Origin of the sequence: Haloferax sp. S2CR25, assembly GCF_031624535.1 — an archaeon.
GTDB classification, from domain to species: domain Archaea; phylum Halobacteriota; class Halobacteria; order Halobacteriales; family Haloferacaceae; genus Haloferax; species Haloferax massiliensis.
Genome location: NZ_JAMQOO010000002.1, coordinates 20,337 through 46,981, shown reverse-complemented (window position 1 = coordinate 46,981; position 26,645 = coordinate 20,337). Strand labels below are relative to the sequence as shown.

29 protein-coding genes are annotated in these 26,645 nt (G+C 68.5%); 12 read left to right on the top strand and 17 right to left on the bottom strand.

The features are described from left to right. Nucleotides 1-28: 28 nt before the first annotated feature. Complete coding sequence (locus NDI65_RS05525; protein WP_193310976.1) at nucleotides 29-670, top strand: DUF6149 family protein; 642 nt, start codon at nucleotides 29-31, stop codon at nucleotides 668-670. Nucleotides 671-693: 23 nt separating this feature from the next. Here NDI65_RS05525 and NDI65_RS05520 read toward each other — a convergent pair whose 3' ends face one another. The 3 genes from NDI65_RS05520 to NDI65_RS05510 form a co-directional block, all read right to left on the bottom strand. Next, nucleotides 694-2,178: an MATE family efflux transporter gene (locus tag NDI65_RS05520; RefSeq protein ID WP_089781662.1), complete on the bottom strand. Its 1,485-nt coding sequence runs from the start codon at nucleotides 2,176-2,178 to the stop codon at nucleotides 694-696. Further along, a complete protein-coding gene (locus tag NDI65_RS05515; protein ID WP_089781664.1) occupies nucleotides 2,175-2,834 on the bottom strand; it encodes a TetR/AcrR family transcriptional regulator in 660 nt (219 codons plus the stop codon). Before NDI65_RS05515 ends, NDI65_RS05520 begins: the two co-directional genes overlap by 4 nt. A 149-nt stretch (nucleotides 2,835-2,983) precedes the next feature. After that, nucleotides 2,984-4,297, bottom strand: coding sequence for an NAD(P)/FAD-dependent oxidoreductase (locus tag NDI65_RS05510; RefSeq protein WP_310893469.1), 1,314 nt, complete (start codon nucleotides 4,295-4,297; stop codon nucleotides 2,984-2,986). A 161-nt stretch (nucleotides 4,298-4,458) separates the two neighbouring features. Between NDI65_RS05510 and NDI65_RS05505 the strand changes: the two genes are divergently transcribed. Next, nucleotides 4,459-5,340: a homoserine kinase gene (locus tag NDI65_RS05505; protein ID WP_089781668.1), complete on the top strand. Its 882-nt coding sequence runs from the start codon at nucleotides 4,459-4,461 to the stop codon at nucleotides 5,338-5,340. 133 nt (nucleotides 5,341-5,473) lie between these two features. Beyond that, the gene (locus NDI65_RS05500) at nucleotides 5,474-5,977 is read left to right on the top strand and encodes a universal stress protein (protein WP_089781670.1); all 504 of its coding nucleotides are present in this window, start codon (nucleotides 5,474-5,476) and stop codon (nucleotides 5,975-5,977) included. Nucleotides 5,978-6,049: 72 nt separating this feature from the next. Here NDI65_RS05500 and pdxS read toward each other — a convergent pair whose 3' ends face one another. Beyond that, nucleotides 6,050-6,958, bottom strand: a complete 909-nt coding sequence (gene pdxS, locus NDI65_RS05495; protein WP_089781672.1) for a pyridoxal 5'-phosphate synthase lyase subunit PdxS — start codon at nucleotides 6,956-6,958, stop codon at nucleotides 6,050-6,052. A 583-nt stretch (nucleotides 6,959-7,541) separates the two neighbouring features. Here pdxS and NDI65_RS05490 point away from each other — a divergent pair. Together NDI65_RS05490 and NDI65_RS05485 are read left to right on the top strand one after the other, a co-directional pair. Further along, entirely contained in the window at nucleotides 7,542-8,252 is a 711-nt protein-coding gene (locus NDI65_RS05490; protein WP_089781676.1) for a DUF1405 domain-containing protein, read from the top strand. A 69-nt stretch (nucleotides 8,253-8,321) separates the two neighbouring features. Further along, nucleotides 8,322-9,377, top strand: a complete 1,056-nt coding sequence (locus tag NDI65_RS05485) for a hypothetical protein (RefSeq protein ID WP_310893468.1) — start codon at nucleotides 8,322-8,324, stop codon at nucleotides 9,375-9,377. 54 nt (nucleotides 9,378-9,431) lie between these two features. On the opposite strand, the gene NDI65_RS05480 is transcribed toward NDI65_RS05485, so the two are convergent. The 10 genes from NDI65_RS05480 to NDI65_RS05435 form a co-directional block, all read right to left on the bottom strand. Further along, nucleotides 9,432-9,680, bottom strand: a complete 249-nt coding sequence (locus NDI65_RS05480) for a DUF4242 domain-containing protein (protein WP_139043145.1) — start codon at nucleotides 9,678-9,680, stop codon at nucleotides 9,432-9,434. 166 nt (nucleotides 9,681-9,846) lie between these two features. Beyond that, nucleotides 9,847-10,791: a DUF6293 family protein gene (locus NDI65_RS05475; RefSeq protein ID WP_007275692.1), complete on the bottom strand. Its 945-nt coding sequence runs from the start codon at nucleotides 10,789-10,791 to the stop codon at nucleotides 9,847-9,849. Between the two features lie 51 nt (nucleotides 10,792-10,842). Then, entirely contained in the window at nucleotides 10,843-11,967 is a 1,125-nt protein-coding gene (locus NDI65_RS05470; protein ID WP_310893467.1) for a putative sulfate/molybdate transporter, read from the bottom strand. A gap of 126 nt (nucleotides 11,968-12,093) precedes the next feature. Then, entirely contained in the window at nucleotides 12,094-12,477 is a 384-nt protein-coding gene (locus tag NDI65_RS05465) for a hypothetical protein (RefSeq protein ID WP_089781682.1), read from the bottom strand. A 75-nt stretch (nucleotides 12,478-12,552) separates the two neighbouring features. Then, nucleotides 12,553-13,119 (bottom strand): cysteine hydrolase family protein, encoded by a 567-nt coding sequence (locus NDI65_RS05460; RefSeq protein WP_089781684.1) that lies wholly within the window; start codon nucleotides 13,117-13,119, stop codon nucleotides 12,553-12,555. Between the two features lie 28 nt (nucleotides 13,120-13,147). Next, entirely contained in the window at nucleotides 13,148-13,945 is a 798-nt protein-coding gene (locus tag NDI65_RS05455; RefSeq protein WP_089781686.1) for a YqcI/YcgG family protein, read from the bottom strand. A gap of 113 nt (nucleotides 13,946-14,058) precedes the next feature. After that, on the bottom strand, nucleotides 14,059-14,577 hold the full coding sequence (locus NDI65_RS05450; RefSeq protein ID WP_089781689.1) for a GNAT family N-acetyltransferase: 519 nt from the start codon (nucleotides 14,575-14,577) through the stop codon (nucleotides 14,059-14,061). A gap of 75 nt (nucleotides 14,578-14,652) precedes the next feature. Continuing rightward, entirely contained in the window at nucleotides 14,653-14,937 is a 285-nt protein-coding gene (locus NDI65_RS05445; RefSeq protein WP_089781691.1) for an amphi-Trp domain-containing protein, read from the bottom strand. 88 nt (nucleotides 14,938-15,025) lie between these two features. Continuing rightward, nucleotides 15,026-16,525, bottom strand: a complete 1,500-nt coding sequence (locus NDI65_RS05440; protein WP_089781693.1) for a sodium:solute symporter family protein — start codon at nucleotides 16,523-16,525, stop codon at nucleotides 15,026-15,028. Next, nucleotides 16,525-16,746 carry a DUF3311 domain-containing protein gene (locus tag NDI65_RS05435; RefSeq protein WP_089781695.1) on the bottom strand — a complete coding sequence of 74 codons (222 nt, stop codon included), beginning with the start codon at nucleotides 16,744-16,746 and terminating at the stop codon, nucleotides 16,525-16,527. The genes NDI65_RS05440 and NDI65_RS05435 overlap by 1 nt, the downstream gene beginning before the upstream one ends. Before the next feature lie 216 nt (nucleotides 16,747-16,962). On the opposite strand from NDI65_RS05435, the gene NDI65_RS05430 reads away from it, so the two are divergent. Both NDI65_RS05430 and dnaG read left to right on the top strand, forming a co-directional pair. Further along, on the top strand, nucleotides 16,963-17,712 hold the full coding sequence (locus NDI65_RS05430) for a sugar phosphate isomerase/epimerase (protein ID WP_089781697.1): 750 nt from the start codon (nucleotides 16,963-16,965) through the stop codon (nucleotides 17,710-17,712). A 212-nt stretch (nucleotides 17,713-17,924) separates the two neighbouring features. Next, a complete protein-coding gene (dnaG, locus tag NDI65_RS05425; RefSeq protein WP_310893466.1) occupies nucleotides 17,925-19,337 on the top strand; it encodes a DNA primase DnaG in 1,413 nt (470 codons plus the stop codon). A gap of 42 nt (nucleotides 19,338-19,379) precedes the next feature. Here dnaG and NDI65_RS05420 read toward each other — a convergent pair whose 3' ends face one another. Together NDI65_RS05420 and NDI65_RS05415 are read right to left on the bottom strand one after the other, a co-directional pair. Then, nucleotides 19,380-19,835: a GNAT family N-acetyltransferase gene (locus NDI65_RS05420; protein ID WP_089781701.1), complete on the bottom strand. Its 456-nt coding sequence runs from the start codon at nucleotides 19,833-19,835 to the stop codon at nucleotides 19,380-19,382. Next, nucleotides 19,832-21,145, bottom strand: a complete 1,314-nt coding sequence (locus tag NDI65_RS05415; RefSeq protein ID WP_089781703.1) for a DUF92 domain-containing protein — start codon at nucleotides 21,143-21,145, stop codon at nucleotides 19,832-19,834. Before NDI65_RS05415 ends, NDI65_RS05420 begins: the two co-directional genes overlap by 4 nt. A 162-nt stretch (nucleotides 21,146-21,307) precedes the next feature. Here NDI65_RS05415 and NDI65_RS05410 point away from each other — a divergent pair, with 162 nt between their 5' ends. The 3 genes from NDI65_RS05410 to NDI65_RS05400 all read left to right on the top strand — a co-directional run bounded on the left by NDI65_RS05410 (nucleotide 21,308) and on the right by NDI65_RS05400 (nucleotide 23,910). Next, on the top strand, nucleotides 21,308-21,916 hold the full coding sequence (locus NDI65_RS05410) for an undecaprenyl diphosphate synthase family protein (protein ID WP_089781705.1): 609 nt from the start codon (nucleotides 21,308-21,310) through the stop codon (nucleotides 21,914-21,916). Nucleotides 21,917-22,102: 186 nt separating this feature from the next. Beyond that, entirely contained in the window at nucleotides 22,103-22,471 is a 369-nt protein-coding gene (locus NDI65_RS05405) for an Rz1 protein precursor-related protein (RefSeq protein WP_089781707.1), read from the top strand. 71 nt (nucleotides 22,472-22,542) lie between these two features. Further along, nucleotides 22,543-23,910, top strand: coding sequence for a serpin family protein (locus NDI65_RS05400; RefSeq protein ID WP_089781709.1), 1,368 nt, complete (start codon nucleotides 22,543-22,545; stop codon nucleotides 23,908-23,910). Nucleotides 23,911-23,937: 27 nt separating this feature from the next. Here NDI65_RS05400 and uppS read toward each other — a convergent pair whose 3' ends face one another. Next, nucleotides 23,938-24,867, bottom strand: a complete 930-nt coding sequence (gene uppS, locus NDI65_RS05395) for a polyprenyl diphosphate synthase (protein WP_089781711.1) — start codon at nucleotides 24,865-24,867, stop codon at nucleotides 23,938-23,940. 149 nt (nucleotides 24,868-25,016) lie between these two features. Between uppS and NDI65_RS05390 the strand changes: the two genes are divergently transcribed. Next, on the top strand, nucleotides 25,017-25,415 hold the full coding sequence (locus NDI65_RS05390) for a DUF5778 family protein (protein ID WP_089781713.1): 399 nt from the start codon (nucleotides 25,017-25,019) through the stop codon (nucleotides 25,413-25,415). 167 nt (nucleotides 25,416-25,582) lie between these two features. Continuing rightward, on the top strand, nucleotides 25,583-26,644 hold the full coding sequence (locus tag NDI65_RS05385) for an Lrp/AsnC family transcriptional regulator (RefSeq protein ID WP_089781758.1): 1,062 nt from the start codon (nucleotides 25,583-25,585) through the stop codon (nucleotides 26,642-26,644). The last annotated feature ends 1 nt before the right edge of the window (nucleotide 26,645 follow it).

The following is a 26,645-nucleotide window of genomic DNA, read 5'->3' as shown; positions in this document are numbered from 1 at the left end:
GGGCGAACGCGCCGTCGTCCCCGGAGACGTGGTCTTTACGTGTATTCGACCCGAAGCGAACGACGAAATGAAGATTCGCCAGAACATCCGCCACTTCGCGACGAAGAAGGCGCTCACCATGCCGGTCATCGGCGACATCGCCACCGAGAAGATGGTGGACCTCCACGTTCGCATCTTCGGCGAGCGGGCCGACCCCGACCGCAGAGACGAGCGCGAGGACCACATGGCGGCGTTCTTCGAGTGCACGTTCGACACCTACCTCGCGGCGCTCGACGCGGGCTACCCCGAGGCCGAGGCCCGCGAGATAACCCACGTCCAGGCCAACTTCGACTTCTACAACCACGGCTGGACCGAGATGATGGAGATTCCGGTCGACGAAATCGAGGCCCACTACGAGCGCTACGAGGAGTTCTTCGAGCGCCACGGCATCGACATCGCCGACCCGCTCGGCGAGTTCCGCACCATCGACATCCCGGACGCGCCCGCGACGCTCGACAAACTCGACGACCCGGACCACCCCCACGCGGAGGGCGGCTTCGCAGACGACGTGTACGTCGAAGACGACTCCGGCGAAGTCGGTGTCGGCGGGGCCGACGAACCCGAGGACGTGGACGTGTCGGCCGCGCCGGGGATGCAGGAGGTCGACGGCACCGACGAGAAGACCGCCTAAAAGAGGCCGCGCGGAGTCGTGTCTTAATCGTCGGTCGGCACGCGGGGGCCGACGTCGACGACGCTGTTTTTCCACGTGCCGCGGGTGAACCACGCGAACGCGAGGAGCGCCACCCCGACGTTCGAGAAGGCGATACCGTACCAGATGCCGGTCGGGCCCATGGAGAAGAACTCCACGAGCACGAACGCCGCCGGGATGCGCAGCACCCACAGCGAGATGAGCGAGAACACCATCGCGGTCCGGGTCGAGCCGCTCCCGCGGAAGCCGCCGTTGACGACGTTGAACGCCCCGAGGAACAGGAACGTCGGGCCGATGATGCGCAGGTAGTCCACGCCGATGGCGATGACCGCCTCCTCGCCGGGGATGAACACCGAGACGATGGGTTCGGCGAACAGGTACGCGGCGGCGGAGACGAACACCAGCGCGGCGACGATGATGCCGATACCCCAGAACACGGCGCGCTCGGCGCGGTCCGGCTGGTCCGCGCCGAGGTTCTGGCCGACGACCGTCGAGGTCCCCTGCGCGAGGCCGATGGCCGGCAGGAAGACCAGCGAGTTGAGGCGGTTACCGATACCGAACGCGGCGACCGCGGTCTCGGTGCTGGCCCCGCCGGCGTTGACGGCGGCGTAGGCGACGAGCGCCGTGAGGGCGGTCACGCCGAGCGCGCGGGTCGACTGCTCGATGCTCGACGGCGCGCCGATGCGGACGATGCGCTCGACCGTCTCGCGCTCCGGAATCAGGTCGCGCGGCGAGAGGCTGATGCCGACCCGACCCGAAAGCAGGAGCCAGAAGCCGACGAGCGCGCCGACGCCGCGGGAGAACACCGTGGCGATGGCCGCGCCCTGCACGCCGAAGCCGGTGAAGCCGGTCGCGGCGAAAAGCGACTGCCCGAGGCCTTCGAGGCCGACGAGGCCGAATATCGGGTTCGCGTTGAACCCGAGGATGAGAAACGGGTCGAGGAAGACGTTGATGACGACGCCGAGACCCATCAGGTACATCGGCGTCCTCGTGTCGCCCCACCCGCGGAGCAGCGCCTGGAAGATGAAGAAGCCGAACATGAACGCGACGCCGAGGAAGATGGTGCGCGTGTACTCGACCGCCAACTGGTGGACTTCCGTGCCGGGCGTCGTCCCGATGAGCGGGAGCAGTATCGGCGTCAACAGATAGCCGATGACCGCGAACCCGGCCGAAAGCAGGATGACGAACCCGAGGGTCTGGCCGGCGGCGTGGTCGACTTCGCCGTGGTTGCCCGCGCCCTTGTTCTGGGCGACGAGGACCGTCCCCGCGACGGTGAAGCCGCCGCCGAACGAGATCATGAGGAAGACGAGCGGCCACGAAAACGACAGCGCCGAGACGGCCTCGGAGCCGACGCGGCCGACCCAGAAGGTGTCGGCGAGGTTGTACGCCACCTGCATGATCTGCGAGAAGACGAGCGGGAGCGACAGCACCAACATCGGCTTGACGAGCTCGCCGTCGACGAGGTTGACGTCGCGGGCCTTCGCGCTCATTCGTCGCCCTCCTCGCGCACGAGGTTCTCGACGACGAACTCGTCGAGCGCGGCGCGGACCTCGGTCGGCGCGTCGAAGGCGGACTGACTCGCCGTCTCGGTGCCCGAGGGGTCGGTCACCGCGACGCGCTGGAGGCGCGCGCCGTCGAGCGCGGCGAACAGGAGCGACGCGGTCCGGTCCGCGTCGACCTCGCGGAAGTGGCCCTCCGCGACGCCCTCGCGGATGATGTCGGCGAGGCGGCGGCGGATAACCTCCTCGTTGCGGGCGACCTGCTCGCGGTAGGCCTCGACGTACGGAGCCTGCGTCCGCAGTTCGTTGAGCGCCAGTCCGAAGCGGTCGTAGTCGCGGTCGTCGTCCGCTCCGGGGACCATCTTGTCGAGGAGGGCCCGGAGGCGAGCCTCGGGAGCGTCGCCCTCGGTCGCGGCGACCCGCGCTTCGAAGCGGTCGAACAGGTAGCCGAGGAACGCGACGAGCAGCTCCTGTTTCGTCCCGTAGTGGTAGTGGAGGAGGGACTTGCTCTTTCCGGCCTCGTCTGCGATTCGTTGCATCGTCAGGTCCGCGTAGCCGTGGGCGCACAGCGCCCGGTAGGTCGCGGCCATCAGTTCTTCGTGGACCTCGTCGGGGACCGACTGATCCGTCGTTTCGTCTGCACTCACTAACTGACTAGTCAGTCAGCTACTTAAAAAGTAGTTGCGGTCGGGAAACCGATTGCCGGTAAGTGTGCGATATCGCGGCACGAGAGACGACGGCACACTCCGGGACGAAACGCCCCGAACGGCTCCGAGAAAACCGGGTTGTGACCGGACTACAGGCTGCGGTCGATGCGGTCTGCGACCTCGTAGCCGGCGACGATGCCGCCGTTCAGCGACCGCTCTGGATACTGCGCTTCCGACGCCATCCCCGCGTAGTAGACGCCCTCGGCCACGTCGTCGCCGAGGTCGTACGGGACGACGAGGTCGAGGTAGCCCCGCTCGTACACCGGGCCCGCCCGCGGGTTGCGAGCGATGCGGAACTCCTCGACCGCAGACCGGTCGAAGTCGGGGAACATGGCTTCTATCTCGTCGAACCACGCGTCTTCGACCTCCTCGTCGCTCATCTGCCAGAGGTCCTCGTGCGGCCCCTGCACGTAGCTGGCGACGTACAGCAGGTGGTCGCCGCCGTAGCGCTCTTTCGGCACGAAGTTCGTGTGCTCGATGAGCGACCCGAACGGCGCGTCGTGGGCGATGTTGAGCCAGTAGGTGTCCATCAGCGACTCCGACATGGTCGCCAGCCCGCAGACCGCCCCCTGGAAGTCGATGTCGCAGGGGAAGCCCGTGAGGTCTTCGAGCACGTTCGGCATCGTCGCCACGACGACCGACTCGACCTCGTGGGTCTCGGTCCCGCCGTCGGCCTCGACGGTCAGCGTCGAGACCGCCTCCCCGTCGGTGTCGAGTTCGGTCACGCGCGCGCCGGTCTCGATGTGCTCGCGGCCGACCGCCTCGACGAGCGCGTCGATGAAGGGCGCGAAGCCGCCGTCGAAGTAGCCGAGTTTCTCGCCGCGAAGCAGGTCGCGCTCGCCGCGGAAGCGGACGCGCCCGAGGAACCACGACGCCGACACGTCGTGTTTGCGCTCGCCGAACTTCCCGTCCAAAAGCGGGTCGACGAAGTTGTCGTAGACGCCGCGGGTCGTGTGCTCGACGACGAACTCCTCGATGGGCGTGTGTTCGTACTCGGCGAGGTCCTCGTAGGCGTCGAAGTCCGGGATACCCCCGCGAACGTCGATACCCTGCGTGAGCATGCCGAGGCGGAACTTGTCGTAGAGGCTCATGTGGGGGTACGCGGCGATCTGCCACGCGGTGTCCAGCGGGTGGACGACGCCGTCGACGTAGTAGGCGTTCTTGCCGATGCGCCACTCCAAGTCGTCTCCGAGGCCGAGTTCCTCGGCGAGTTCGACGATGGTCTCTTCGGACTTCGAGAGGTGGTGGTAGAACTTCTCGATGTCGTCGCCGTTCGTCTCGTAGGTCGCGGCGAGGCCGCCGAGAGAGTCGGCCGCCTCGAAGACTCGAACGTCGTGGCCCCGGTTCTGGAGCCGGTACGCCGCGGCGAGCCCCGCGATGCCGCCGCCGACGATGCCTATCATGCTCGGACGTTCGAGGTCCGGTGGAAAGTCCTTTCTGATTGGCCGGGTCCGCCGGCGTCGTCACCGACCGCGGGACGCGTCGGCGCGCTTCGCCGAGCGACCGAGACGGGGTCGTTGCGACGTTCGCCACATTTTTATCTGCGATAAGGCAACAGCGGGGCATGGTTACGGTCCGCGCACCCGCCACGAGCGCAAACCTCGGAAGTGGGTTCGATGTCTTCGGCGTGGCTCTCGACCGCCCCGCAGACATCGTGCACGTCGAACGGGCGGACCGGACGACGATCGAAGTCACCGGCGTCGGCAGCCAGTACATCCCGACCGACCCCGACCGGAACGTCGTCGGCGCGGTCGCGGAGGCGCTCGACGCCCCCGCGCACATCCGCATCGACAAGGGCGTCCGCCCGTCGTCCGGGCTCGGGTCGTCGGCGGCGAGTTCGGCCGCCGCCGCCCTCGCGCTGAACGAACTGTACGACCGCGGGCACTCCCACGAGGAACTCGTGCCCATCGCCGCCGAGGGCGAGGCCGTCGTCTCCGGCGAGGCCCACGCCGACAACGTCGCGCCCGCGCTCCTCGGCGGCTTCACCGTGGCGACCGACGAGGGCGTGACGACCGTCGACGCCGACATCCCGCTCGTCGCCTGCCTCCCCGAAATCGCCGTCTCGACCCGCGACGCCCGCCGCGTCGTCCCGAGCGACGCCAGCATCGAGGACATGGTCCACACGGTCGGCCGGGCGGCGACCCTCGCGGTCGGGATGTGCCGCCGCGACGCCGACCTCGTCGGCGCGGGGATGGACGACCGCGTCGTCACGCCCGCGCGAGCAGAGCTCATAACCGGCTACCACGAGGTCCGCGAGGCCGCCCTCGGCGCGGGCGCGTCCGGCGTCACCGTCTCCGGGGCGGGCCCGTCGGTCCTCGCCGTCTGCCAAGCGGGCGACCGCACCCGCGTCGCCGGCGCGATGCTCGAAGCCTTCGACGAGGCCGACGTGGCCGCCCGCGCCTACAAGACGCGGGTCGGTCGCGGGGCCGAAGTGTTCGAGCGCTGAACGACACACAGAGAACAACTCGCACACCAGATTCTCGTCTTTTCTCCCGTCTGAGCGACTGCAACGCGTTATCGCGGTCGCTGGTAACACGATTCCGAGAAGACTTTTCTCACTATCGCGATATATTCGAATCATGGAACGAGCACTCGTCGTCGTCTCCCCCGAAAAGCGGTCGCACCGAATCCTCCGCGAGGCCGGCGAACTCGCCGCCGGCAGCGGCGCTGAACTCATCGTCCTCACCGTCCTCCCGGACGAGGAGTTCGAGCGGACCCGCTCGGCGCTCGCCAGCGTCGGCTCCTCGGACGTGGTGTACGGCATCGACCAGGCCATCGAGTCGGCCACCCGCCGCGCCAAGCGCGTCGCCCGCGAGGCGTTCGAGGGACTGGACCTCGACTACCGCATCGTCGCCGACATCGGCCCCGAGGCGGACACCATCTTAGAGACGGCCCGCTGGGAGGGCTGCGACCACCTCTTTATCGCCGGTCGCCGCCGCTCGCCCGCCGGAAAGCTCATCTCCCGAGACCTGACGCAGTCGGTCATGCTCAACTTCGACGGCCCGGTCACCGTCCTCCTCGGCGAGGAGTCGTCCGACGACGCGACGGGAAAGGAAAAGGGGAAGTCGGGACTCCTCGCCTGAGAGCGGACGACGTACCGAGCGGAAAAACCGAATCGAGAACCGAGACGGTCGAGCGCGTCGATTGCCGCCGCGTCAGACGCCGCGGCCCTGCAGTTTGTCCTCGTCGGCCATGCCGACGTTCGCCTCGCCTTTCATGCCCTTGCCGATGCCGGCGGCGATGTCGGCGAGCGTGTCGGGGTCGTCCCAGTTGTTGACGGCCTCGACGATGGCCTCGCCCATCTGTTCCGGGTCCTCCGCGCCGAAGATGCCGGAGCCCACGAAGATGCCGTCGCACTCGTGGTACATCATGAGCGCGGCGTCCGCGGGCGTGGCGATGCCGCCGGCCGCGAAGTTGACGACCGGCAGGCGACCCATCTCGGCGGTCTCGTGGACGAGTTCGGCGGGCGCCTCGTGCTCGCGGGCCCACTTCTCGCGCTCGTCGAAGTTGAGGCCGGTCAGCGACCGAATCTGGTGTTTGATGGTGCGCTGGTGCGTGACCGCCTGGTTCACGTCGCCGGTGCCGGCCTCGCCCTTGGTGCGAATCATCGCCGCGCCCTCGTTGATGCGGCGGAGCGCCTCGGGGAGGTTGCGCGCGCCGCAGACGAACGGCGAGGTGAACTCGCGCTTGTCGATGTGGTAGTCGTTGTCCGCCGGGGTGAGCACCTCGCTCTCGTCTATCATGTCGACGCCGATGGATTCGAGAATCTGCGCCTCGGTGTAGTGGCCGATGCGGGCCTTCCCCATCACCGGGATGGAGACGGCGTCGATGATCTCTTTGACCGTCTCGGGGTCGGCCATCCGGGAGACCCCGCCGCGCTTGCGGATGTCGGCCGGGACGGCTTCGAGCGCCATGACGGCGACCGCGCCGGCCTCCTCAGCGATTTTCGCTTGCTCTGCGTCCACGACGTCCATGATGACGCCGCCCTTCTGCATCTGGGCGAACCCGCGCTTGACGAGTTCGGTCCCGCGCCGAAGCTCCTCCAGGTCGGTCTCCTCTGGCATATCGGTCGCTTGCGACTGGGCTCACTTAAGCGGTCGCTTCCGCCCGCCAACCGTTCGCATTCCGCACAGGTCGTGTTTCGTGGTCGGCGGCGGGGTGTCGTGATTCTGTTGAACTACTTAGCTTTTGACAGATGGAGCGTGCAATACTCAGAGGGTGTATGAAGCAACCGGAGACCACGTATTCACCTAAAAACTCCCAAACTATACCACCACAGCGTCGGCACTATAGCGCATGCCCTCCTCCGATTCGCAGGCCAGCTGGACAAGTCCGGAATACGTCGCAACCGTTGTTGGTGTCCTCGCTACGGGCGCTCTCGTGTTCTACAGTACCCTCGTGCAAACTGGTCCGACAGTCGATGAGATTCTGTTTGTCGTCTTGGGCATCACCCTGCCCATGACCATCGCTTACGAGATTGCTCGTCGGTGGACGTGACCGACTCGCGCCCTGTATTCAGCACGGACTCAACAAGCTATCAGCGGCTGAGGACTTCAACAGCGCCGCGGGCGTAATCCCCGCCCGCCGACACCGGCCGCAGTCACCGAGACCGGCATCACTTTTGTCCACCCCCGCTTCGGCGTGGGTATGGACGCGGCGACCCGACTGCTCGACGACGACGGCCTCCCGGCGGGGACCGACCTCCCGCGGTGGCTCGCACCCCTGCCGGAGTGGCTGGAGAACTTCGGTCTCAACATCGCCTGGCTCGTGGTCGTCATCAACCTCGTCGGGACCGCCTTCGGCTTCTGGTACTACGGCTACCAGTTCAGCATCGAGCCGACCGCGATGTGGCCGCTCGTCCCCGACAGCCCCGTCGCCACGCTGTTCATCGCGCTGTCGCTCGCGCTCTGGAAACTCGGGCGCTCGAACGAGTACGTCAACGCCCTCGCGTTCTTCGGCTGTCTCAAACTCGGGCTGTGGACGCCGTACGTCCTCCTCGCGTTCAAAGGCGACTTCTCGTACCTCCACTGGGCGATGTACAACTTCCTCTTCTGGAGCCACCTCGCCATGGTCGTCGAGGCCTTCCTCATCCAGCGGTACGCCGAGTTCCCGAGTCTCGCCGTCCTCGTCGCGGTCGGCTGGTACGCTCTCAACGACCTCGTGGACTACTTCGTCCCCATCGCGGGCACGCCGCACCACACGCTCATCCCGGCCGAGCCAATCGTCGACGGCGTCGTCCAGCACGTTTCGCCAGCCCACGAGTACGCCGCGGCGGGCGCGGTCCTCCTGACCGTCGCGGCGACGTTCCTCGCGCTCGCGACGCGGGTCGCCAAGCTCGAACGGGGCGGCATCGACTGACCGGGAACCGACGCGTCGTCGGCCGACTCAGACGTAGCCTTTTGTCCCGCCGACCCTAACCGACGAGCTATGCGCCTCTTCGACCGCGTGGCCGACCTGCCGCTGACCGTCGAGTCCGTCTCCCGCGACCGCTTCGAGAGCGACACGTCGAGCGGCTTTCTCCGCAAGACCACGGTGTTCTCGCTCGTCGGCGACGGCGCGGTCGGCCGCGGCGAGGACGTGACCTACGACGCCGAGGACCACGACGCCCTCGCGAACGCGCCCGCGGACGCCTTCGACCTCGCCGGAAGCTACGACACGTTCGCCGACTTCTCCGCGGCGCTCGACGGGGTCGACCTGTTCCCGACGAAGGAACCCGAGCGCGAGACGGCCGCACACTACCGGCGCTGGGCGCTCGAATCCGCCGGCCTCGACCTCGCGCTCCGGCAGGCCGACACCGACCTCGCGTCCGCCGTCGACCGCGAGCGCGACCCGGTTCGGTTCGTGGCGAGCACCCGCCTCGGCGACCCGCCGTCGGCCGACCGCGTCGAGACGCTCCTCGACCGCGACCCCGACTGCGAGTTCAAACTCGACCCGACAACCGACTGGCACGACGAGCTTGTGGCGTCGCTCGCCGCGCACGACTGCGTCCGCATCCTCGACCTCAAAGGGCAGTACGAGGGGACCGACGTGGACCAAGCCCCAGACCCCGACCTCTACGAGCGCGTCCTGTCGGGCTTCCCCGACGCCGTCGTCGAGGACCCGGCGTTCACCGACGAGACGCGCCCGCTGTTCGACGGCCGCGAGACCCGCGTCTCGTGGGACGCCCCGATTACCGGCGTCGAATCCGTGAAATCCCTCCCGTTCGAGCCGTCGTGGCTGAACGTCAAACCCTCGCGATTCGGCACGGTCGAGTCGCTGTTCGACACCATCGAGTACGCCGACGAACGCGGGATGTCGCTGTACGGCGGCGGCCAGTTCGAACTCGACGCGGGCCGCGACCACATCCAACTGCTCGCGTCGGTGTTCTACCCCGACGGCCCGAACGACGTGGCCCCCCGCGAGTACAACCTCCCCGAGCCGCCGGCGGAACTGCCGACGAGCCCGCTCGTGCCGTCGGCTGACCCGTCGGGGCTGGAGTTCTGAGAACCGAAAAACAGTCGCTTCAAACGGACGCGCCGAGGGGTGCGCCGGCCGCGCTTACTCGCCTTGCTGGACTTCGAATATCTCGTCGGCGACGAGGCCGTGGGCCTCTTCGTGGACTTTCGCCCCGGCCTCCTTGTTCGGTGCCTCGAAGAGGCAGAAGACTGCGCCGTCCGTCTCGTCGACCCAGTAGTGCTTGTAGTTCACCCCGTACTTGCCCTGCGTCTCCAGGTCTGCACGGTGGGCCTCGGCGACGTCTTTCGCACTCCCCTCTACGTTCCGGTGTACGTCCATGTATAGCGGCATGGGTGCTAGTGTATAGCACTCCGGAGCTCATAACCGTTCTTCGATAGTTACCAGAATATTCTGATATAACCGTCACGCCCCGAGCCAGCTTGGAGTATCGCCGGTTCGAACCTCACAAAACCGCCATCAGATAGCCGTCAGATGCCTACTATCGTCGCCGCCGACCTCACTCCTCGCTCGTCCGGAACTCGTCGCTGTCGGCGTGGGCGCGGACCCACAACTCGCCGATTCTGGAGAGGCGCGTCCGGTAGGACTTCCCGCGTTCCTCCTGTTCGATGTAGCCCTTGCCGCCGGGGCCGAGGCGGTCGACGTTGTAGATGACCTTCGACCGGAAGGAGTCGGTGTACTCCTCGTTCATCTCGCGGGCGAGCGCCTCCGCGAGTTCGGAGACCGACCCGAACTCGCCGTGCTCGCCGAGTTTGAACAGGATGACCTCCTCGAACGGCTTGACGTTGGAGAAGGAGGCCACCGGGAGTTCGACGATGTGGCGGCCGTCTATCTGCTTCGCGCCGATGGTCGTCCCGCGCTCGTCGAACTCCGACAGCAGGTCGGAGGTGGCGTCGAGGCGCTCGCGGATGCGGTCGGCGTCGATTTCGCCGGATTCGAGGAGGTCCGAAAGGAGCGCGCGCTCGGTCCGCAACTCCTCGGCGAGTTCGGTTTCGAGGTACTTCTCGGGGGCCGTGTAGTAGGTGTGGATGCGCTCGCGGTCGGCCTGTCGCTCGACCATGATGGAGTGGGCGGCGGTGGCGAAGGCGAACGAGACCGGGCGGGGCATCGCGCTCACGTTGACCCACACCTCGCCGGGTTCGTCGTCGTCGCCGCGGAGTTCGTCGTCGGCGTCGAGTTCCGCGTTGATGAGGTCGTACGCCTGCTCGAACGCCGCGTCGTAGTCGTACACGTCGTCGACGATGACGCGTTCGGTCTCTGCGCCGAGGAGGTTCTCGAAGTCCTTTTCGAGTTTGCCCGAGAGGTTCCGCGAGTACTCGACGTTCGCCTCGCTCCCAACGGCCCCTTCGAGGAGGATGACGCGGTCCACGTCCAACTGATCGCGGATGAGCGGCGCGATGAGTCGGTCGTAGTCGAACCCGACGGGAACGATGTGCGTCTGCATACGTGGTACGTGGGCGGGGTCGGTTATGAATCCGACCAACTGACCCGACCGTCACTCCCCGTCCCACACCGCTCGGCCCCAACGCTCCCACGCCAGCCACGCCACCACGCCGCCGACGAACGCGACGCCCAGATTCACCGTGACGCCGACGAGGGCGATAGCGACCACGAGGGGGTAGCCGTCCGCGCGGGTCAGGCTGGTCAGACTCGTCCGCGCCAGTTGCAGGCCGATAATCGCCAAGACGACGCCGAGCATGGCGACCGGGTAGGCGGCGACCACGTCCACGGCGAACAGGGCGACGAGGACGTAGCCGGCGCCGAGAATCACGTTCGCGCCGGCGGTCCGCGCGCCGAAGGCGTACTTGCCGGCGACGCCGCCGCTGCCGTGGCACATCGGAAAGCCGCCGAGGGGGACCGCGAGGAGGTTCATCGCGCCCATGCTGGTGGCGAGTTCGTCGGCGGAGACGTCGCGGTCGAAGTAGTCCGCGAGCAGGACCGACGTGGCGAGCGCGGCGTTGCCGACGGTCATCGCCAACTGGGCGATTGCGGCCTCGGCGGCCGAAAACGAGAGGTCGCCGAGCGAGAGCAGTCGGGCGTCGCCGACCGACGGAACGGTGAGCGACAGGTGGCCCACGTCGGCGAACGCGACCGCGCCGCCGACCGCGAGGACGGCGAGGGCGCTCACGTTCGAGCGTCTGGTGAGGAGGGCGACGGCGGCGACGGCGACCGCGAGGCCGGCGAGCGGGAGGTCGCCCGCGCCGAGTTCGAGCCCCGTCGACAGGAGGACGAGCGCGACGCCGAACTGGACGCCGCGGACGACCGGCGCGCCGATGTAGCGACTCAGGCGGCCGAGCGAGCGGGTGCGACCGATAGCGAGGAGGACGACGCCGAGGCCGAACCCGGCAAGGAGCGCCTCGCCGGTCGTGACCGTCTCGGCGAGGACGAGCGCGGCCAGCGCCTTCATCGGTTCGACCGACAGCGGGGCCGCGTAGTACAGCCCCCAGACGACCTGAAACACGCCGAACCAGACGAGCACCACGGCCAGCGAGAGGTCGGTCAGGCGGGCGACGGCGACGACGATGGGGAGGACCGTAACCGAATCACCCACCGCGCCGGTGAACTCGTGCCACTCGAAGTCCACCGCGAGTTCGTCGCCGTACGGGAACGAAACGCCCATTCGGATGGGGATTCCGCGCCGACGGGGAAATGTATTTGCGTAATCGGGAGCCGGAACGGCGGCCGGTTCGAGAAACCGAATTGGGTTACGCCGGCCTCGACGCCCCGCGGTCGTCGACGCCGACGCTCACTCGAACGTCGAGAGGTCGAAGTGGACGCCGCCGCGGAGGTAATCGATGCCCATGAACAACATCACGGGGGCGAGTAGGAGCGCGGACAGCCCACCGAATAAGACGTCGCCGCGGGCGTCGAGGACGGACGAGAGGCCGTTCACGAGTATGGCCATCCCGAAGCAGACGTAACCCGCGCCCGCAACGACGTGCCATCCGAGGGTCGTCGACCCGAGAGCGACCGATTCGCGGATTCCGGCGACGACCAACAGCACGCCGGCGGCCACGAACAGCGCGAACTGGGCGAACGAAAGCGGGTGCGCGAGCGCGCCGAGAAACGCGAGGCCGCCCGCGATGAGCAGGTCGAACACCCCGACGACGGCGAGGAATCGACGGTCCATAGAAGTCGCTCTCGACGGGGACATGAAAAACTGACTACAGCTTCACGGCCGACCGACGGCGGGCACTTCGACGACTCACCGCGTCGCCGACAGGTCGCCCGACTCGACGACGGTGGCGAACTCGCCGTTGAGGTGCGCCAGCGCGGTGCGGTGCAGCTCGTCGGCCGAGAAGCGCTCGCCGTCGTAGCCCTCGCGGTCGAACGTCGCCGTCGCGTCCGCCGGGAGGTACACGTCGAAGCCGAGGTTCTCGGCCATCCGGGCGGTCGTCGAGACGCAGTGGTCGGTCGTGAGACCGCAGACGACGAGCGTCGAGTAGTCGCGCTCGCGGAGCCACGCTTCGAGGTCGGTCCCGATGAAGCCGCTGTTGACGCGCTTCGTGAACGCGGGTTCGCCGTCGGCTGGTTCGGCCTCCGGCTTCCACGCGAAGCCCTCGCGGTCGCTCCGGAGCGGCGAGTCGGGTTCGGTGGAGTCGTGGCGGACGTGGACGACCGGGCGGTCGGCCGCGCGCCACGCCGCGAGCAGGTCGGCGACGCACACCTCCATCTCGGGGTTGTTGCGGTCGCCCCACGCGGGGTCGTCGAAGCCGACCTGCATGTCGATACAGACGAGCACGGCGTCGGCCGGGAGGTCGGAAGCGGTCATCGCTCGACCTTCGAATCGGTCCCCGCCATCAGTCGTCCGCCGGTGCCATCGGCACTTTCGGATGCTCGCGAGTGATGCGAATCGGGCACTCGTCGGGCGCTTGCGTCTCGTCGGAGGAGAACATGTACTGCGGCCACTCGCGGTCGCCCTCGACGCCCCAGTCGCCGAGGTCGGCGTGCGGACAGACGCCGTCGTACTCCTCGATGCGGCCCTGAATGACCGCGCGGGCCTGCTGGCCGGCCTCGGTGTCGGCGGTGATGCCGTCGAACAGCGCCCGCGGCTGGAAGGTGATTTCGAGGCCCCACGGGCAGTAGCGGCTGACGCGCTCGTCGTAGAACGGCGCGCGAGTGGTCGGGAACATCGGCTCGCCCCCGAAGGAGAACTCCCACGTCGGGTCGTCGGGGTCGGTCGGGATGTCCGCCGGCCACGGTTCGGGGTCGTTGACGTGGAGGAACTGGAGGATGTGCCAGAGATGTTCGTGGTAGTCGGCCTCGGTGAGGTCCTCCGCCGGCGGCTTGAAGAACGTGACGAGCGAGCACGCTTCGGAGTAGTCCGGGTACACGTCGAGATATTCGAGGAGCGTGTCGCGGAGCGCCAACAGCGCGTCCTTGTCGGTCATCGAATCGACGAACGTGTAGAGGGCGTCGCCGTTTCGCTCGGACTCGATGCCGAAGTAACAGGGGAACGGCGCGCCGTCGCGGTCGCCGAGCATCGTCTCGCGGAAGGTCTCGTAGTGCTTTCTCGCCCAGTCGGGGAGGTCGCCGTCGTCGAGGCGGCGGCGGAGCACGTCCTGCTCCATGAGCACTTGGTGACCCGACTCGTTCATGCGCGTCAATAGGATTCAGCGACTTTGAGAGTTCGGGTTCGCGGGGCGAACTCGCCCCCGAAACGGCGGCTCAACCCTCATTTTCGCGGTCGAAGCCGCCTCCGTTCCCGCGCTCAGAGCGGGCGGTCGAGCTTCAGGTAGCGCGTCTCGTAGCCCATCGACTCGTAACACGACCGGGCGGCGTCGTTGTCGGCGTGGACGCTCAGCGCGGCCCGCTCGCACCCCCGGTCGCGGCCCCACTCGTGGGCCCGTTCGAGGAGTTCCGTGCCGACGCCCTCGCCCCGCGCCGGGGGCGCGACGTAGAGGTCTTTCACCTTGGCGACCGACCCGCGGGCGAACACCGGCGGCGATTCGGACGCGGCGACCGTGACGTAGCCGCGGAGCGACGCCTCGGCGGAGTCAGGGGCGGGACCGGACTCCGCCGCCGACTCCCCGCCCGCGACGGCGACGAACGTCCGGACATCATCGGCTTCCAACTGCTCGGTCCGGTAGTCGAGCGCCTCGGCCCGCACGTCGACGTCCTCGGCCAGCGCGTCGTAGTCGTCGACGTCGCCCATCTCGTCGGCGAACGGGAGCCACAGGTCGTCCACTAGTGCCTCTACCTCGTCGGCCTGAAGCGGTCGAATCTCCATGAGTCACCGACGACTCGCGGCGGTGTCAAAAGAGTAACCGTATTCGGCGGTCGCCGGAGGTGAGTTTCGACCGCCTCACTCGATTTCGAGGCCGCTCGCGTCCGCACCGTCCTCTGCGCCTTCGTCCCACTCCAGTTCGAACTCGATGCTCAGTTCGTAGGGACCGCCCGCGGGCCCCTCGCGTTCCGCTTTCACCTCGAACGTCGGCGACGCGGGGGGTTCCATCGTGACCGTCTGGTCGCCGGCGGTCAGCGTAATCGGCTCGCCCGCGTCGAGTTTGTCGGCGACGGTGCGGAGGTACGACGCGATTTCGGCGCGGGTCTGTCGGTTCTCGGACTCGAACAGCACTTCTTCGGGCATGGGGGGAGGTTACTCGCGCAGGAAGATAAGGTTCGTTGCGGCGAAAACGGACGGGTCGGCGCGGAGTCGCGGTCGGGTCGGCGCGGCGTCAGTCGGCCCGGAGACCGTCGGTGAAGCGAGACTGGTTCTCCTCGGGCGCGGCGGCGGTCATCGCGGAGACGCCGACGGTCAGAAGCGCCGACAGCGCCATCCCCCAGAGGGCGTAGTCCCACGTGAGGTAGGTCGGCCCGAACAGCGTCATCGACCCGACCTCTATCGCGGGGACGAACACGTGCGCGAGGTAGAACGCCTGCGAGCCGAGGATGCCGGCGAACATCCCCGACCGGGTCGTCCGCGACCAGTAGAGCGCGACGATGACCGGCAGGGCCATCTGGGCGAACCCGCCGAAGGCGGTGTCGCCGACGGAGACGAGCGTGCCGGGCCGGAACAGGCTGGCGACGAACGTGAGCGTGGCGAACAGGGCGACGCCGATGCGGGCGAGCCACGCCTCGCGGGCGTCGCTCGCGTCGGGGTTGACGAAGGGGCGGTAGAGGTCGCGGGTGAAGTACGACGACCCGGAGAGGAGCATCGAGTCCGACGACGACATCATCGCGGCCATCGCGCCGGCGATGACGAGCGCGGCGAACCACACGGGCGTGTACTCGTTGAGGAGCACGGGGAGGACGTTCGCGCCCTCGGGGACGGCGACGCCGAGGCCGGCCGCCCACGTGCCGAGGATGAACGCGGGCACGAAAAGCAGGACGACGAGGACGGGCCACAGGGCGAACGAGCGCTTGAGGACGGCGCTCGACTTGGCGACGAAGAAGCGCTGGTTTATCTGCGGGAACATCGCCACGCCGAAGGCGATGGTGACGGCCGACGAGATGATGAACTGCGGCGAGTAGACGCCGCCGCCGAGCGCGAGGAACTCGGGTTCGTTGGTCGCGAGGGCGTTCGAGAGCGCCGTGGGGCCGCCGGCCGCGGCCGCGACCCAGCCGACCGCGAGCCAGACGACGCCGAGCATGAACAGCCCCTGAAGCGTGTCGGTCCACGCGACGCCGCGGAGCCCCGCGATGACGACGTAGGCGATCATGAACACGGTGATACCGGCCGCGCCGGCCCAGTACGGAACCATCCCGTTGGTCAGGCCGACGATGGCCTCCCCCGCGCCCATCTGCTGGAGCATCACGTACGGGAACAGCCAGAACAGGCTGATGCCGGCGACGACGGCGCGCAGGCGGGTCGAGCCGAAGCGGTCGCCGAGCATCTCGCCGAGCGTGACGTAGCCGTGGGCGCGGCCGACGAGCCACTGCTTGTAGCCGACGACGTACCAGAGAATGGCGAACAGCACGCCGTCCATGACGCCCATCACGAGAATCCACTCGGGGCCGGCCCGGTAGGCGAGGTCGGGGCCGCCGAAGAACGTGAAGGCAGAGAGGAGCGTCGCGAAGGTCGTAAACAGGAGGACGACGGTCCCGATGGAGCGACCGGCGAGGTAGTAGTCCTCCGCGTCGCGGCTGGTCAGGCGGTAGGCGAGGAGGCCGACCGCGAGCGCGACCACGAGGTACGCGCCGACGACGCCGAGTTGGACGCCGAGCGCCGACACCATCAGCGACTCTCCCCCTCCCCGACGATGCCGCGGTCCCACGCCGTCCGGGTGAACAGGTGGAAGACGACCGCGGTCAGCCCCATCCAGCCGATGTGCCACCAGAGCCACAGCGGCAGGCCGGCGAACACCCTGCTGTCGCCCCAGAGGAACCACGGAACGGCGAACGTCACGAGGATTGCGAAGACGGCAATCCAGCGGTAGTCGATGCGAACTCGCGTCATTCGTAGGAACGATAATCGATAACGAGGCGTAAATCTTACTCTATCGACCTACGTTGCCCCGTATTGAAGAACTATTTTCTTCAACAATGGCTGTCGAACGACCGGGACCACCCACGTCACGGCCGCGTCGCGGGTGGCGGTCCCGTCGGCCAGTCTGCCGGTCACGCCGACCCGAGCGCCGAAACAGTTTCCAGCGGCGCGGACGAGCGGACGCACATGAACTTCGGCATCCAGCTCTACTCGCTTCGAGACCTCGACGAGCCGACCGCGGCGCTCGTTCGCCGCGCCGCGGACGCCGGCTTCGACGGCGTGGAGTTCGCGGGCGTCGACGACGCGGCGGCGGTCCGCGCGGCTCTCGACGAGACCGGGGTCGGCGCGCCCGCCGCCCACGTCCCCATCGAGGAGCTCGAAGCCGACCTCGACGCGGTCTGTGAACGCTACGGCGCGCTCGGTGTCGAGACGCTCGTGGTGCCGTTCCTGCCGCCGGAGGCGTTCGCCGACGCCGACGCGGTCGACGAGACCGCACGCCGGCTGGACGACCTGACCGCGAAGTGCGACGAGCGGGGCGTCAGACTGCTGTACCACAACCACGACCACGAACTCGTCACGGTCGAGGGCGAACCCGCGCTCGACCGGCTCGCCGAGGAGTCGGGTATCGGCTTCGAACTCGACCTCGCGTGGATTCTCACGGCCGGCTACGACCCCGTCGCGTACCTCGACCGCTACGCCGACCGGACCCCGGTGGTCCACCTCAAAGACGTGGTGGTCGACGCCGACGCGAAACGCGGCGGGCGGCCGGTCCACCTCGGCGAGGGCGACCTCGACGTCGAACGCTGTCTCGCGGCCGCCCGCGAGGGGTTCGTCGAGTGGGCCGTCGCCGAACACGACTTCCCCGAGGACCCGGCGGCGTTCTGCCGGGACGCGGGCGAGTTCGTCGCGGCGCACCGAACTGACGAGGAGACGTAACGAATCGGTCGGTCGTCGACGGCGGCGGAAGAGCGGCGATTCGCCGGCGACGACGTGGATTCGAGGACGGCAACGAGCGCCGGCCGACGTTCGAATCGTCGGCCACGATAGATATTTCCCTCGGGCGCAACTTATATAATGACGTTCGTGGGGACGGCCCATGACGCCATCACAATCACCACATCACCACCCCCAGCGGGGTGACTTCACCAATGGACGACACTGCAAAATATCTCATTCACGCTTCCATCTCCGCCGATGGGGTCGTCGAACGGAGCGACGTCGTCGGGGCCGTCTTCGGCCAGACCGAGGGCCTCCTCGGCGACGAACTCGACCTCCGCGACCTCCAACAGTCCTCCAAGGTCGGTCGGATAGACGTACAGATAGACTCCGAGAACGGCCACTCGTTCGGCCAGATGACCATCGCCAGCAGCCTCGACAAAGTCGAGACGGCCATCCTCGCGGCCTCGCTGGAGACGCTGACCCGCGTCGGTCCCTGTCAGGCCGTCATCGAGGTCACGAACATCGAGGACGTGCGCGAGGCCAAGCGCCGGATGGTCGTCGAGCGCGCCAAGGAACTCCTCACGGAGTCGTTCGACGACACCGTGATGTCCTCGACAGAAATCCTCGAAGAGGTCAAAGAGAGCGTCCGCGTCGAGGACATCACCGAGTATCACGGCCTCCCGGCCGGCCCCCGCGTCGCCGACTCCGACGCCATCATCGTCGTCGAGGGGCGCGCCGACGTGCTCACCCTCCTCCGCTACGGCATCAAAAACGCCGTCGCCGTCGAGGGGACGAACGTCCCCGACTCGGTCGCCGGCCTCACCCAAGAGCGGACCGTCACGGCGTTCCTCGACGGCGACCGCGGCGGCGAACTCATCCTGCGCGAACTCTCGCAGGTCGGCGACGTGGACTACGTCGCGTTCGCGCCCGACGGCCAGTCGGTCGAGGACCTCGACCGCGCGTCGGTCGTCCGCGCCCTCCGGAACAAGGTCGCGCTCTCGTCGCTCCCCGACGACGGCGACGGGGACTTCCGGGCCGCCGTCGCCGCCGTCAACGGGACGGGGGAGGCCCCGGCGGACCCTCGCACGGAGTCGCCGACGACTGAGGCGTCGTCGACTCCATCCGCAGACGGCCCGGCCAACGGGTCGGCCGAGGCGGTCACCGAGCCCCCCGCCGAAGCCACCGGGGGCACCGTCGCGGTCGAAAAGCCCGCGGACGCCGCGAGCGCGCGCGCAGATACCGACGCCGACGCCGCTCCCGACGCGGAGGTGTTCACCGAGTCCGAGGTCGAGGCCGTCGCCGAGGCGGTCGAACCGGCGGACGAACGGCCCTCGCTCGCCGACCACGTTCGGGAGGTCATCGCCGACGAGAGCGGCATGGCCCGCCTGTTGGACGCCGACCTCGACGTCGCCGACGAGGTCGCGGTCGAGAAAGTCTACGACGCCGTCGAGTACGCCGACCCCGCCCCGGCAATCGTCGTCGTCGACGGCGAGGCGAGCCAGAAGCTCGTCGACATCGCGGCCCAGCGCGGCGTCGAACACGTCGTGGCGCGCTCGGCCGGCGAGTACGTCAAAAAGCCCGTCAGCGTCCGCGTCAGAACCGCGGACCAGCTTCTCGACTGAGAACGAACACGCCGCGACGCCGACCGAGGCGACCGGCCCCGGTCAGTCGAGAACGAGTCGAAGTCCGTCGTCGCCGTCGAACGCGTCGGGGACGCGGGCGTCCAAGCGGAACCCGAGCGCTTCGTAGCAGGCGCGCGCGCCGTCGTTCTCCGGATGGACCAGCAACGTGAGCGGCGCGTCAGCCGAGTCAGTCGTGTCGGCCGCGTCGGCGTCAGAACGGCGCGCGTCGCGGAAGGCGTCCACGAGCGCGGTGGCGCGCCCTTCGCGCCGGTGGTCGGGCGAGACGGCGAGCTCGGTCAGGTGCGCGCCGACACCGAGGAGGTAGCCGACCGGCCGGTCGGCGGCGTCGACGGTGACGAGGAGCGTGCCGACGGCTGGCCACGCGTCCAAGAGGTCGGGAGACGGGTGGGAGACGAGTCGCTGGAGCGATTCGACGGCCGGCACGTCGGCGGCGCGGGCGGGGCGAACACCCGTCGCGGCCGCGTCGCCCCCCGTCACAGCGGAATCCAGACGACGACCGCGCCCAGCGCGCCGGCGAGCGTGGCGAGGAAGTTGACCGCCTGATTGCCGAGGCCGGCTCCCTCGACCGTCGCGCCGAGGAGGCTGTCGACCGTCATCCCGACGAGTCCGCCGGCGAGGACCGCGATGGCGGCCGTCTGCGCCGGCAGGGGAAGCACCAGCACGCTCACGCCGGCGACGAGGGCCGCGCCGAGCGCGCCGGCGACTTCGCCCTGCCACGTGACCGCGCCGTCGGTCCCCGCCGGGACGGGCTTGAGCGAGGTGATGAGCCGCGGTTGGTCGAACAGCCCGCCGATTTCGCTGGAGAGCGTGTCGCTCATCGCGGCGGCGGCCGACCCGGCGAACGCGAGAACGAGCAGGTCGCTGGCGAGGGGGTAGCCGAGGGTCTGCGCCGCGGCGTAGCCGACGACGGCGACGAGCGACACCCCCGAGTTGCCGAGGACGTTGCCGGTCCCGCGAGCGCCGTCGTTGTCCTCGGCGACGCCGCGTTCGGCCTTGCTGTCGTACCGGAACTTGGTGGCGAGCGCGCCGACGCCGAAGAAGGAGACGAGCACGAGCGCCCAGCCGAAGCCGCCGAAGACGACCGCGAAGAGGAGGAGGAGCACGCCGGTTATCATGCCGGCGACGGAGGCCGTCCCGAGGGCGTAGGCCGCGTAGCCGAGCGCGACCGTGAGGGCGAGCGCGACGCCGGTCTGCGTCGGCGACACCGGCCCCGCGAGCACCTCGACGCCCCAGAGGACGAGGCCGATAGAGAGCATGACGAGCGGGTCGTCGCGCTCGTAGAGGGCCGTCCGGAGCACCGCGCCGACGAGGCCGCCGACGGCCGCGAGCAGGACGAACCGGGCGAGGAGCGCGGCGTCGCCCGTCAGCGACGCGATAACGACCTGTCCCGCCGTGCCGGCGAGGACCGCGGCCGCGACGAAGCCCGCCGCGCGAAGCGACTCGTCGGACGTTCTCGAACCCACCAGTCGCGCGCCGAGGTTGCCGTAGGCGAGTATCAACACCGCGGCGGCGAACACCGAAAGCGGCATCGTGACGCGCGGGACCGTCGCCAAGAGGGCGAGGCCGGTCGCGGCCAGCGCGAACCCGGCGAGCCCGTTGAGCCGGCCGTCCTGCCGGTCGCCGGGGCGCGCGAACAGCTCGAAGAGGGGGCCGTCGTCGACGACGAAGGCCGCCAAGAGCGCGACTGCGGCGAAGGGCGCGAAGGCGGCCGCGCCGAGACTGGGGGCCGCGAGGGCCAACGTCCCGACGACCGCGAATCCGCCCGCTCGCCGTACCGTGGAAGTCACACCATGCGGTATCCCCGACGCGCACTTAACCCTCCCGACATCACCGACGACCGCACCACACCGGGTCCGCGGGCCGGCGTCGACGGACCCGTGCCGCGGCGGCGACCGCGGAGGCGACGCCGAACCCGAAGCGTTAGGAGAATCGCCGCGAGAACGACTCCCGTGGGACTGTACGACTCCTATCTCGCCCTCCGGTTCCGCCTCGACGACGCCGACGCCCCCGAGCACGTCGCGCTCGTCATCACCGAGCGCGACCTGCTGGAACAGGGCGCGTACGACACGCTCGAAGCGTTCGTCGGCTGGGCGTTCGAGTTCGGAAGCGACCGCGTCACCATCTCCGTGAGCGTCCTCGACGAGGCGGTCGTCCCGACGCTCGCCCGGGAGCTCCGCGACCTCGACGTTCCGCACCGGGTTGAGCTCCGAGAGCCGGGCGACACCGAGCGCGCCGACGCCCCCGTACAGGTCAGTATCGGCCTCGGCGGGAAACGCGAGTTCGCCTCGGTCGTCCGGTCGCTGGCCGAGGAGGTCGAGGAGGGCGCGCTCGACCCCGACGACATCGACGCCGCGGACATCGAACAGCGACTCGTGTTCCCCGACGAACCCGACTTCGTGGTCAAGACGGGCGCGGAGCGCCTGTCGGACTTCATGATTTGGCAGTCCGTCTACGCCGAACTCTACTTCACCGACGTGAACTGGCGGGACTTCAGGAAGCGGGACTACCTGCGGGCGCTGCGGGACTATCAGGACCGTCAGCGGAGGTTTGGCCGGTAGGCCAAATCCCGTGGCGAGGTTGCCGACACGGTGGTTTGGCCGATGAGCGTCAGCGAATCGGCCAACCGCTGTCGCGCTCGAAGAGTGCGACAGAAGTTCGGCCGGTAGGGCGAATCACGTGGCGGCGGTGCCGACGCGCTCTCCTCGACCACACAGATATGTTGATTGAGTAGCAACACGAATCCAATGCCCTCCACCCCGACCGACAGGACAGACCTCCTCCCGCCGCCACCGCCGCCCAGCGAGTGGCTCGAAGACGGCCACGTCCTCCTCGCGCTCTCGCTGTTGCTCATTCTCTGGCTCAATCGGCCCGCCGCGCCGGACTGGGCGTGGGCGCTCATCGGCGTCGCTGTCGTCCCGCCGTGGCTGTTCCTCGAATCGCGCCACGAGGGGTGGCGCTCGTGGGTTCCGACCGTCGCCTACGCCGGGGTGGTACTGCTGTTAGGGCCGCGTTACGAAGCCGAGTTCGTCGCCGTCGTGCTCGGGCAGAGCGCCGCGTTTCTGGGATGGTTCTGCTGGCGGACGTACCGGCGGAGCGTTCGACCGACTGAGTGACCCGCCGCCGTCGCTCAAACCGCCGTTTGTGCATACAGAAGACATATTGTTAGGCCACTGAACCGTTCGACATGAACCGCCGCGAGATGCTGGCGTTGTCGGGGGCCCTCGCCGCCGCGACGATGGCCGGCTGTACGGGCGACGGTCAGTCGTCCGCGGGGACCGAGACCGAAACCGAGGCGACGGCCACCGCGACCGCGACCACGGACACGCCGACAGAGACCCCGAACGACGAACCGCCGACCGGCGAACCGAGCGTGGACAACGAGCGACTCGCCGCGCTCGCGGCCGGCAACGCCGAGTTCGCTCTCGACCTGCACCGACAGGTCGCGTCCGAACAGGGCGGCAACCAGTTCCTCTCGCCGTACAGCATCTCCGTCGCGCTGGCGATGACCTACGCGGGCGCTCGCGGGACGACCCGCGAACAGATGGAAGCGACGCTGCGCTACACGCTCGGGGAGGACGTTCACCCCGCCTTTGCGGACCTTCAGGCGGCGCTCGAAGAGCGGGAGACGGCTCGGGACCCGGTCGATGGCGGCGAAGCCGACGCCTTCCGACTGGCCGTGGCGAACGCGCTGTGGGGCCGCGAGGGGTTCGCGTTCTCGGAGGGGTTCCTCGACCGCCTCGAATCGAACTACGGGGCCGGGCTCCGGCGGGCCGACTTCGCCGGCGACCCGGACGGCGAGCGAGCGCGAATCAACGGGTGGGTCGCCGACCGGACGGAGGGCCGAATCGAGGACCTGCTTCCGGCGGGCGCTGTCACGCCCGACACGGCGCTCGTGCTCACCAACGCCATCTACTTCATGGCGCAGTGGGCCCACACGTTCGACCCCGAGGACACCGAGGACGGGACGTTCACCGCGCTGGACGGGTCCGAGTCGACGGTGCCGCTCATGCGGCAGGAACTCAAGGCGAACTACGCCGACCTCCCGAGCGCGCAGGCAGTCGAACTCCCGTACGTCGGGCGAGACGTGTCGATGGTGCTTCTGCTCCCGGACGAAGGCGAGTTCGAGTCGTTCGAGCGAAGTCTGACCGCGAGTCGGCTGTTCGGCGTCTTCGAGGCGATGCGGGAGCGAATCGGCGACGTCGTGCTCCCGCGGTTCGAGTTCGAGACGGAGGTCCGACTCTCCGAGGCGCTGTCGAACCTCGGGATGCCCGCCGCGTTCGGCTCGGACGCCGACTTCGGCGGAATGGTCGAGGGTGACGGGTCAGGCCTCGCAATCGACGAGGTGTTCCACAAATCGTTCGTCTCCGTGGACGAGGAGGGAACGGAGGCCGCGGCGGCGACGGGCGTCGTCGTCGAAAGTTCGCTACCGCCGAGCTGGGGCGAACTCCGGTTCGACCGGCCGTTCCTGTTCTGCGTCCGCGACCGGCCGACGGACGCGATTCTGTTCTGCGGTCGCGTCGTCGACGCCGGGGCTGCGCAGGGAGACGGATAACCGCAAAAACAGCCCAAATCGACCGACTCAGTCGGCCGTCTCGTCGGTCCGCTTCGCCAACTCCGCGGACACCTCGTCGGCCCCCGACGAGGGGAGTTGCTCGCGGAGCCGACCCGCGACGGTACGGGCGTCCTCTAACTCGACTTCGGCGACGGCCCGGACGAGCGTGACGGCGCGCTCGGTCCGGGTGCGCTGCCACGACTGCTCTCTGGACTCGTAGGTGCGGATGCCGCGCAGGAAGTCGACCTTCGAGAACTCCGGCCAGTAGGGCGCACAGAAGTAGACGGCGGCCTCGTTGCCGTTGGCGTGCCACGGCAGGAAGTTCGAGGTGCGCTCGTCGCCGCCGGGGCGGATGATGAGGTCCACGTCGCGGACGGGCTTTCTGGACAGGCGGCGGTCGACCGCCGACACGTCCACCTCGTCGGGCGAGAGGTCGCCGCGCTCGACCGCCCGGCAGACGTCGCGGGCGGCCCCGAGGAGTTCGGCCCGGCCGCCGTACGCGAGGGCGATGTTGAGGGTGAACCCGTCGTAGTCGGCGGTCCGGGACTCCGCGTAGTCGACGGCGTCGCGGACGCGGTCGGGGAGCATGTCGACCTCGCCGATGGCGCGGACGGCGACCTCGCTCTCGTGGACGCGGTCGGCGTCGGCGAACTCGTAGAGCTTGTCCTCGATGAGGTCGAAGAGGGGTTCGCGCTCGTGGTCCGGGCGGTCGAAGTTCTCGGTCGAGAAGGTGTACAGCGTCAGCTCCTCGATGCCGAGTTCCTCGCACCACGTCAGCACGTTCTCCGTCGTCTGCGCGCCCGCCTTGTGGCCGTCGGGGGCGTCGTCGCCGTTCTTCCGGGCGTACCGGCGGTTGCCGTCCTGAATGATGGCGACGTGGGTCGGTCCGTCGTCTATCTCCCGGTCGAGCACCCGCTCGTAGGCGCGTCGAAAGCCGCGTCGGACCCACCCGAACATATACCCTCGGTCGTCTCCCGAGGCAATGTGTCTTGTGGGGTATAGCGTCACACGGTGCGTCGTGGTGCGGGGAACCACCCCAAAATGGCGGGTTCCGACGGTGGACGACGAATCGCCACCCGTTTGTACCTCCCCGAGAAGACTCGGACATGAGCAAGACCATCGACGAGGACCTCTACCAGCGGACCCTCGCGCTGCTCGAACCCGGCGATATCGAACTCGTCGGGGCCATCGTCCACACCGACCTGACCAGCCGCGAGGACCTGGAGATGCAGGAGCTGACCGTCGAAATCAACGAGGTAATCGCCGAGCACGCGGGGAAGGGCGACGCGTGGATTTACGCCGGCAACGACGACACCGACTTCTCGTCGAACCAGTTCCAGGGGCTCTCCGTCGAGGACGACGAGTTCGTCTGGGAGTGCCAACAGCTCGTCCGCGACGGCACGTTCGACCTCGTGTTCTACTACGAGGCCATCGCCGACCAAGACGCCATCGTCGAGGGACTCGAAGCGCTCGACGACGTCGACCGCGTCACGCCGGTCCCCTGAGACGGGGCGCGGCCCGTCGTCGCTGGAACGTCTTTTTTACTTCACGGGCGCGGGTGCTCGACTCGCTCGCGTCGACTGTTCACCGGCTGTTCGCCGGGCGTTCGCTCCGGTTCGTCACGGTGAGAACAAGCGAGGCGTTTATCCGCCTCGCATCCCGAGTGACGCCCATGATACAGGCGGACGCGGACCTCTCTCGTCTCGACCGCGCCATCGTCAACGCCTTCCAGGGCGGCTTCCCCGTCGTCGAGCGGCCCTTCGAGCCCGCGGCGGCCGCGCTCCGCGAGCGCGGGGTGGACGTGTCGGCGACCGACCTCTGCGAGCGGGTTCGGACGCTCGACGAGGAGGGCGTTCTCTCGCGGTTCGGCGCGCTCGTCAACGCCGAGGAAATCGGCGGCACGGCGACGCTCGTCGCCATGCACGCGCCGCCCGAGCGGTTCGACGAGGTGGCCGAGCAGGTGAACGCCCACCGCGAGGTCGCACACAACTACGAGCGCGAGCACCCCCACCTGAACATGTGGTTCGTCGTCTCGGTCGCCGACGAGTCGCGGGTGGACGAGGTGCTCGGCGACATCGAAAACGAGACTGGCCAAGCGACGTACAACATGCCCAAGCGCCGCGAGTTCCACGTCGGCGCGAAGTTCCTCCTCGACGGTCCCGTCTCCGACGGCGACCTCGACCTCTCGCATCTCGGCCCCGACGTGGAGCCGACGGACGCGCGCACCCTGACGCCCGACGAGCGCGACCTCGTCATGGAGATTCAGGGCGGCCTGCCGATTACCGAGACGCCCTACGCCGACGTGGCGGCGGCAATCGGACAGGAGCCGTCGTGGGTCGTCGAGACCATCAAGCGGTTCAATCTGGAGGGGAAGGTCCGCCGCGTCGGCGTCATCCCGAACCACTACGCGCTCGGCTACTCGGAAAACGGGATGACCGTCTGGAACGTCCCCGACGACCTCGTGGCGGAGGTCGGCCCCGAAATCGCCGCGCTGGACTTCGTCACCCACTGCTACCGCCGGCCGCGACACGCGGGCGTCTGGCCGTACAACTTCTTCGCGATGACACACGGTCGCTCCGAGGAGGAGAGCGAGGCCCGCATCGAACAGGTTCGCGAGGTCATGAGCGACTACTGGGACGTGGGCGACGACGACTGGGACACCCTGTTTTCGACGCGCATCCTCAAGAAGACGGGAATCAGACTGGACGAACGAGCCGAGGCGAACACTGCGTGAG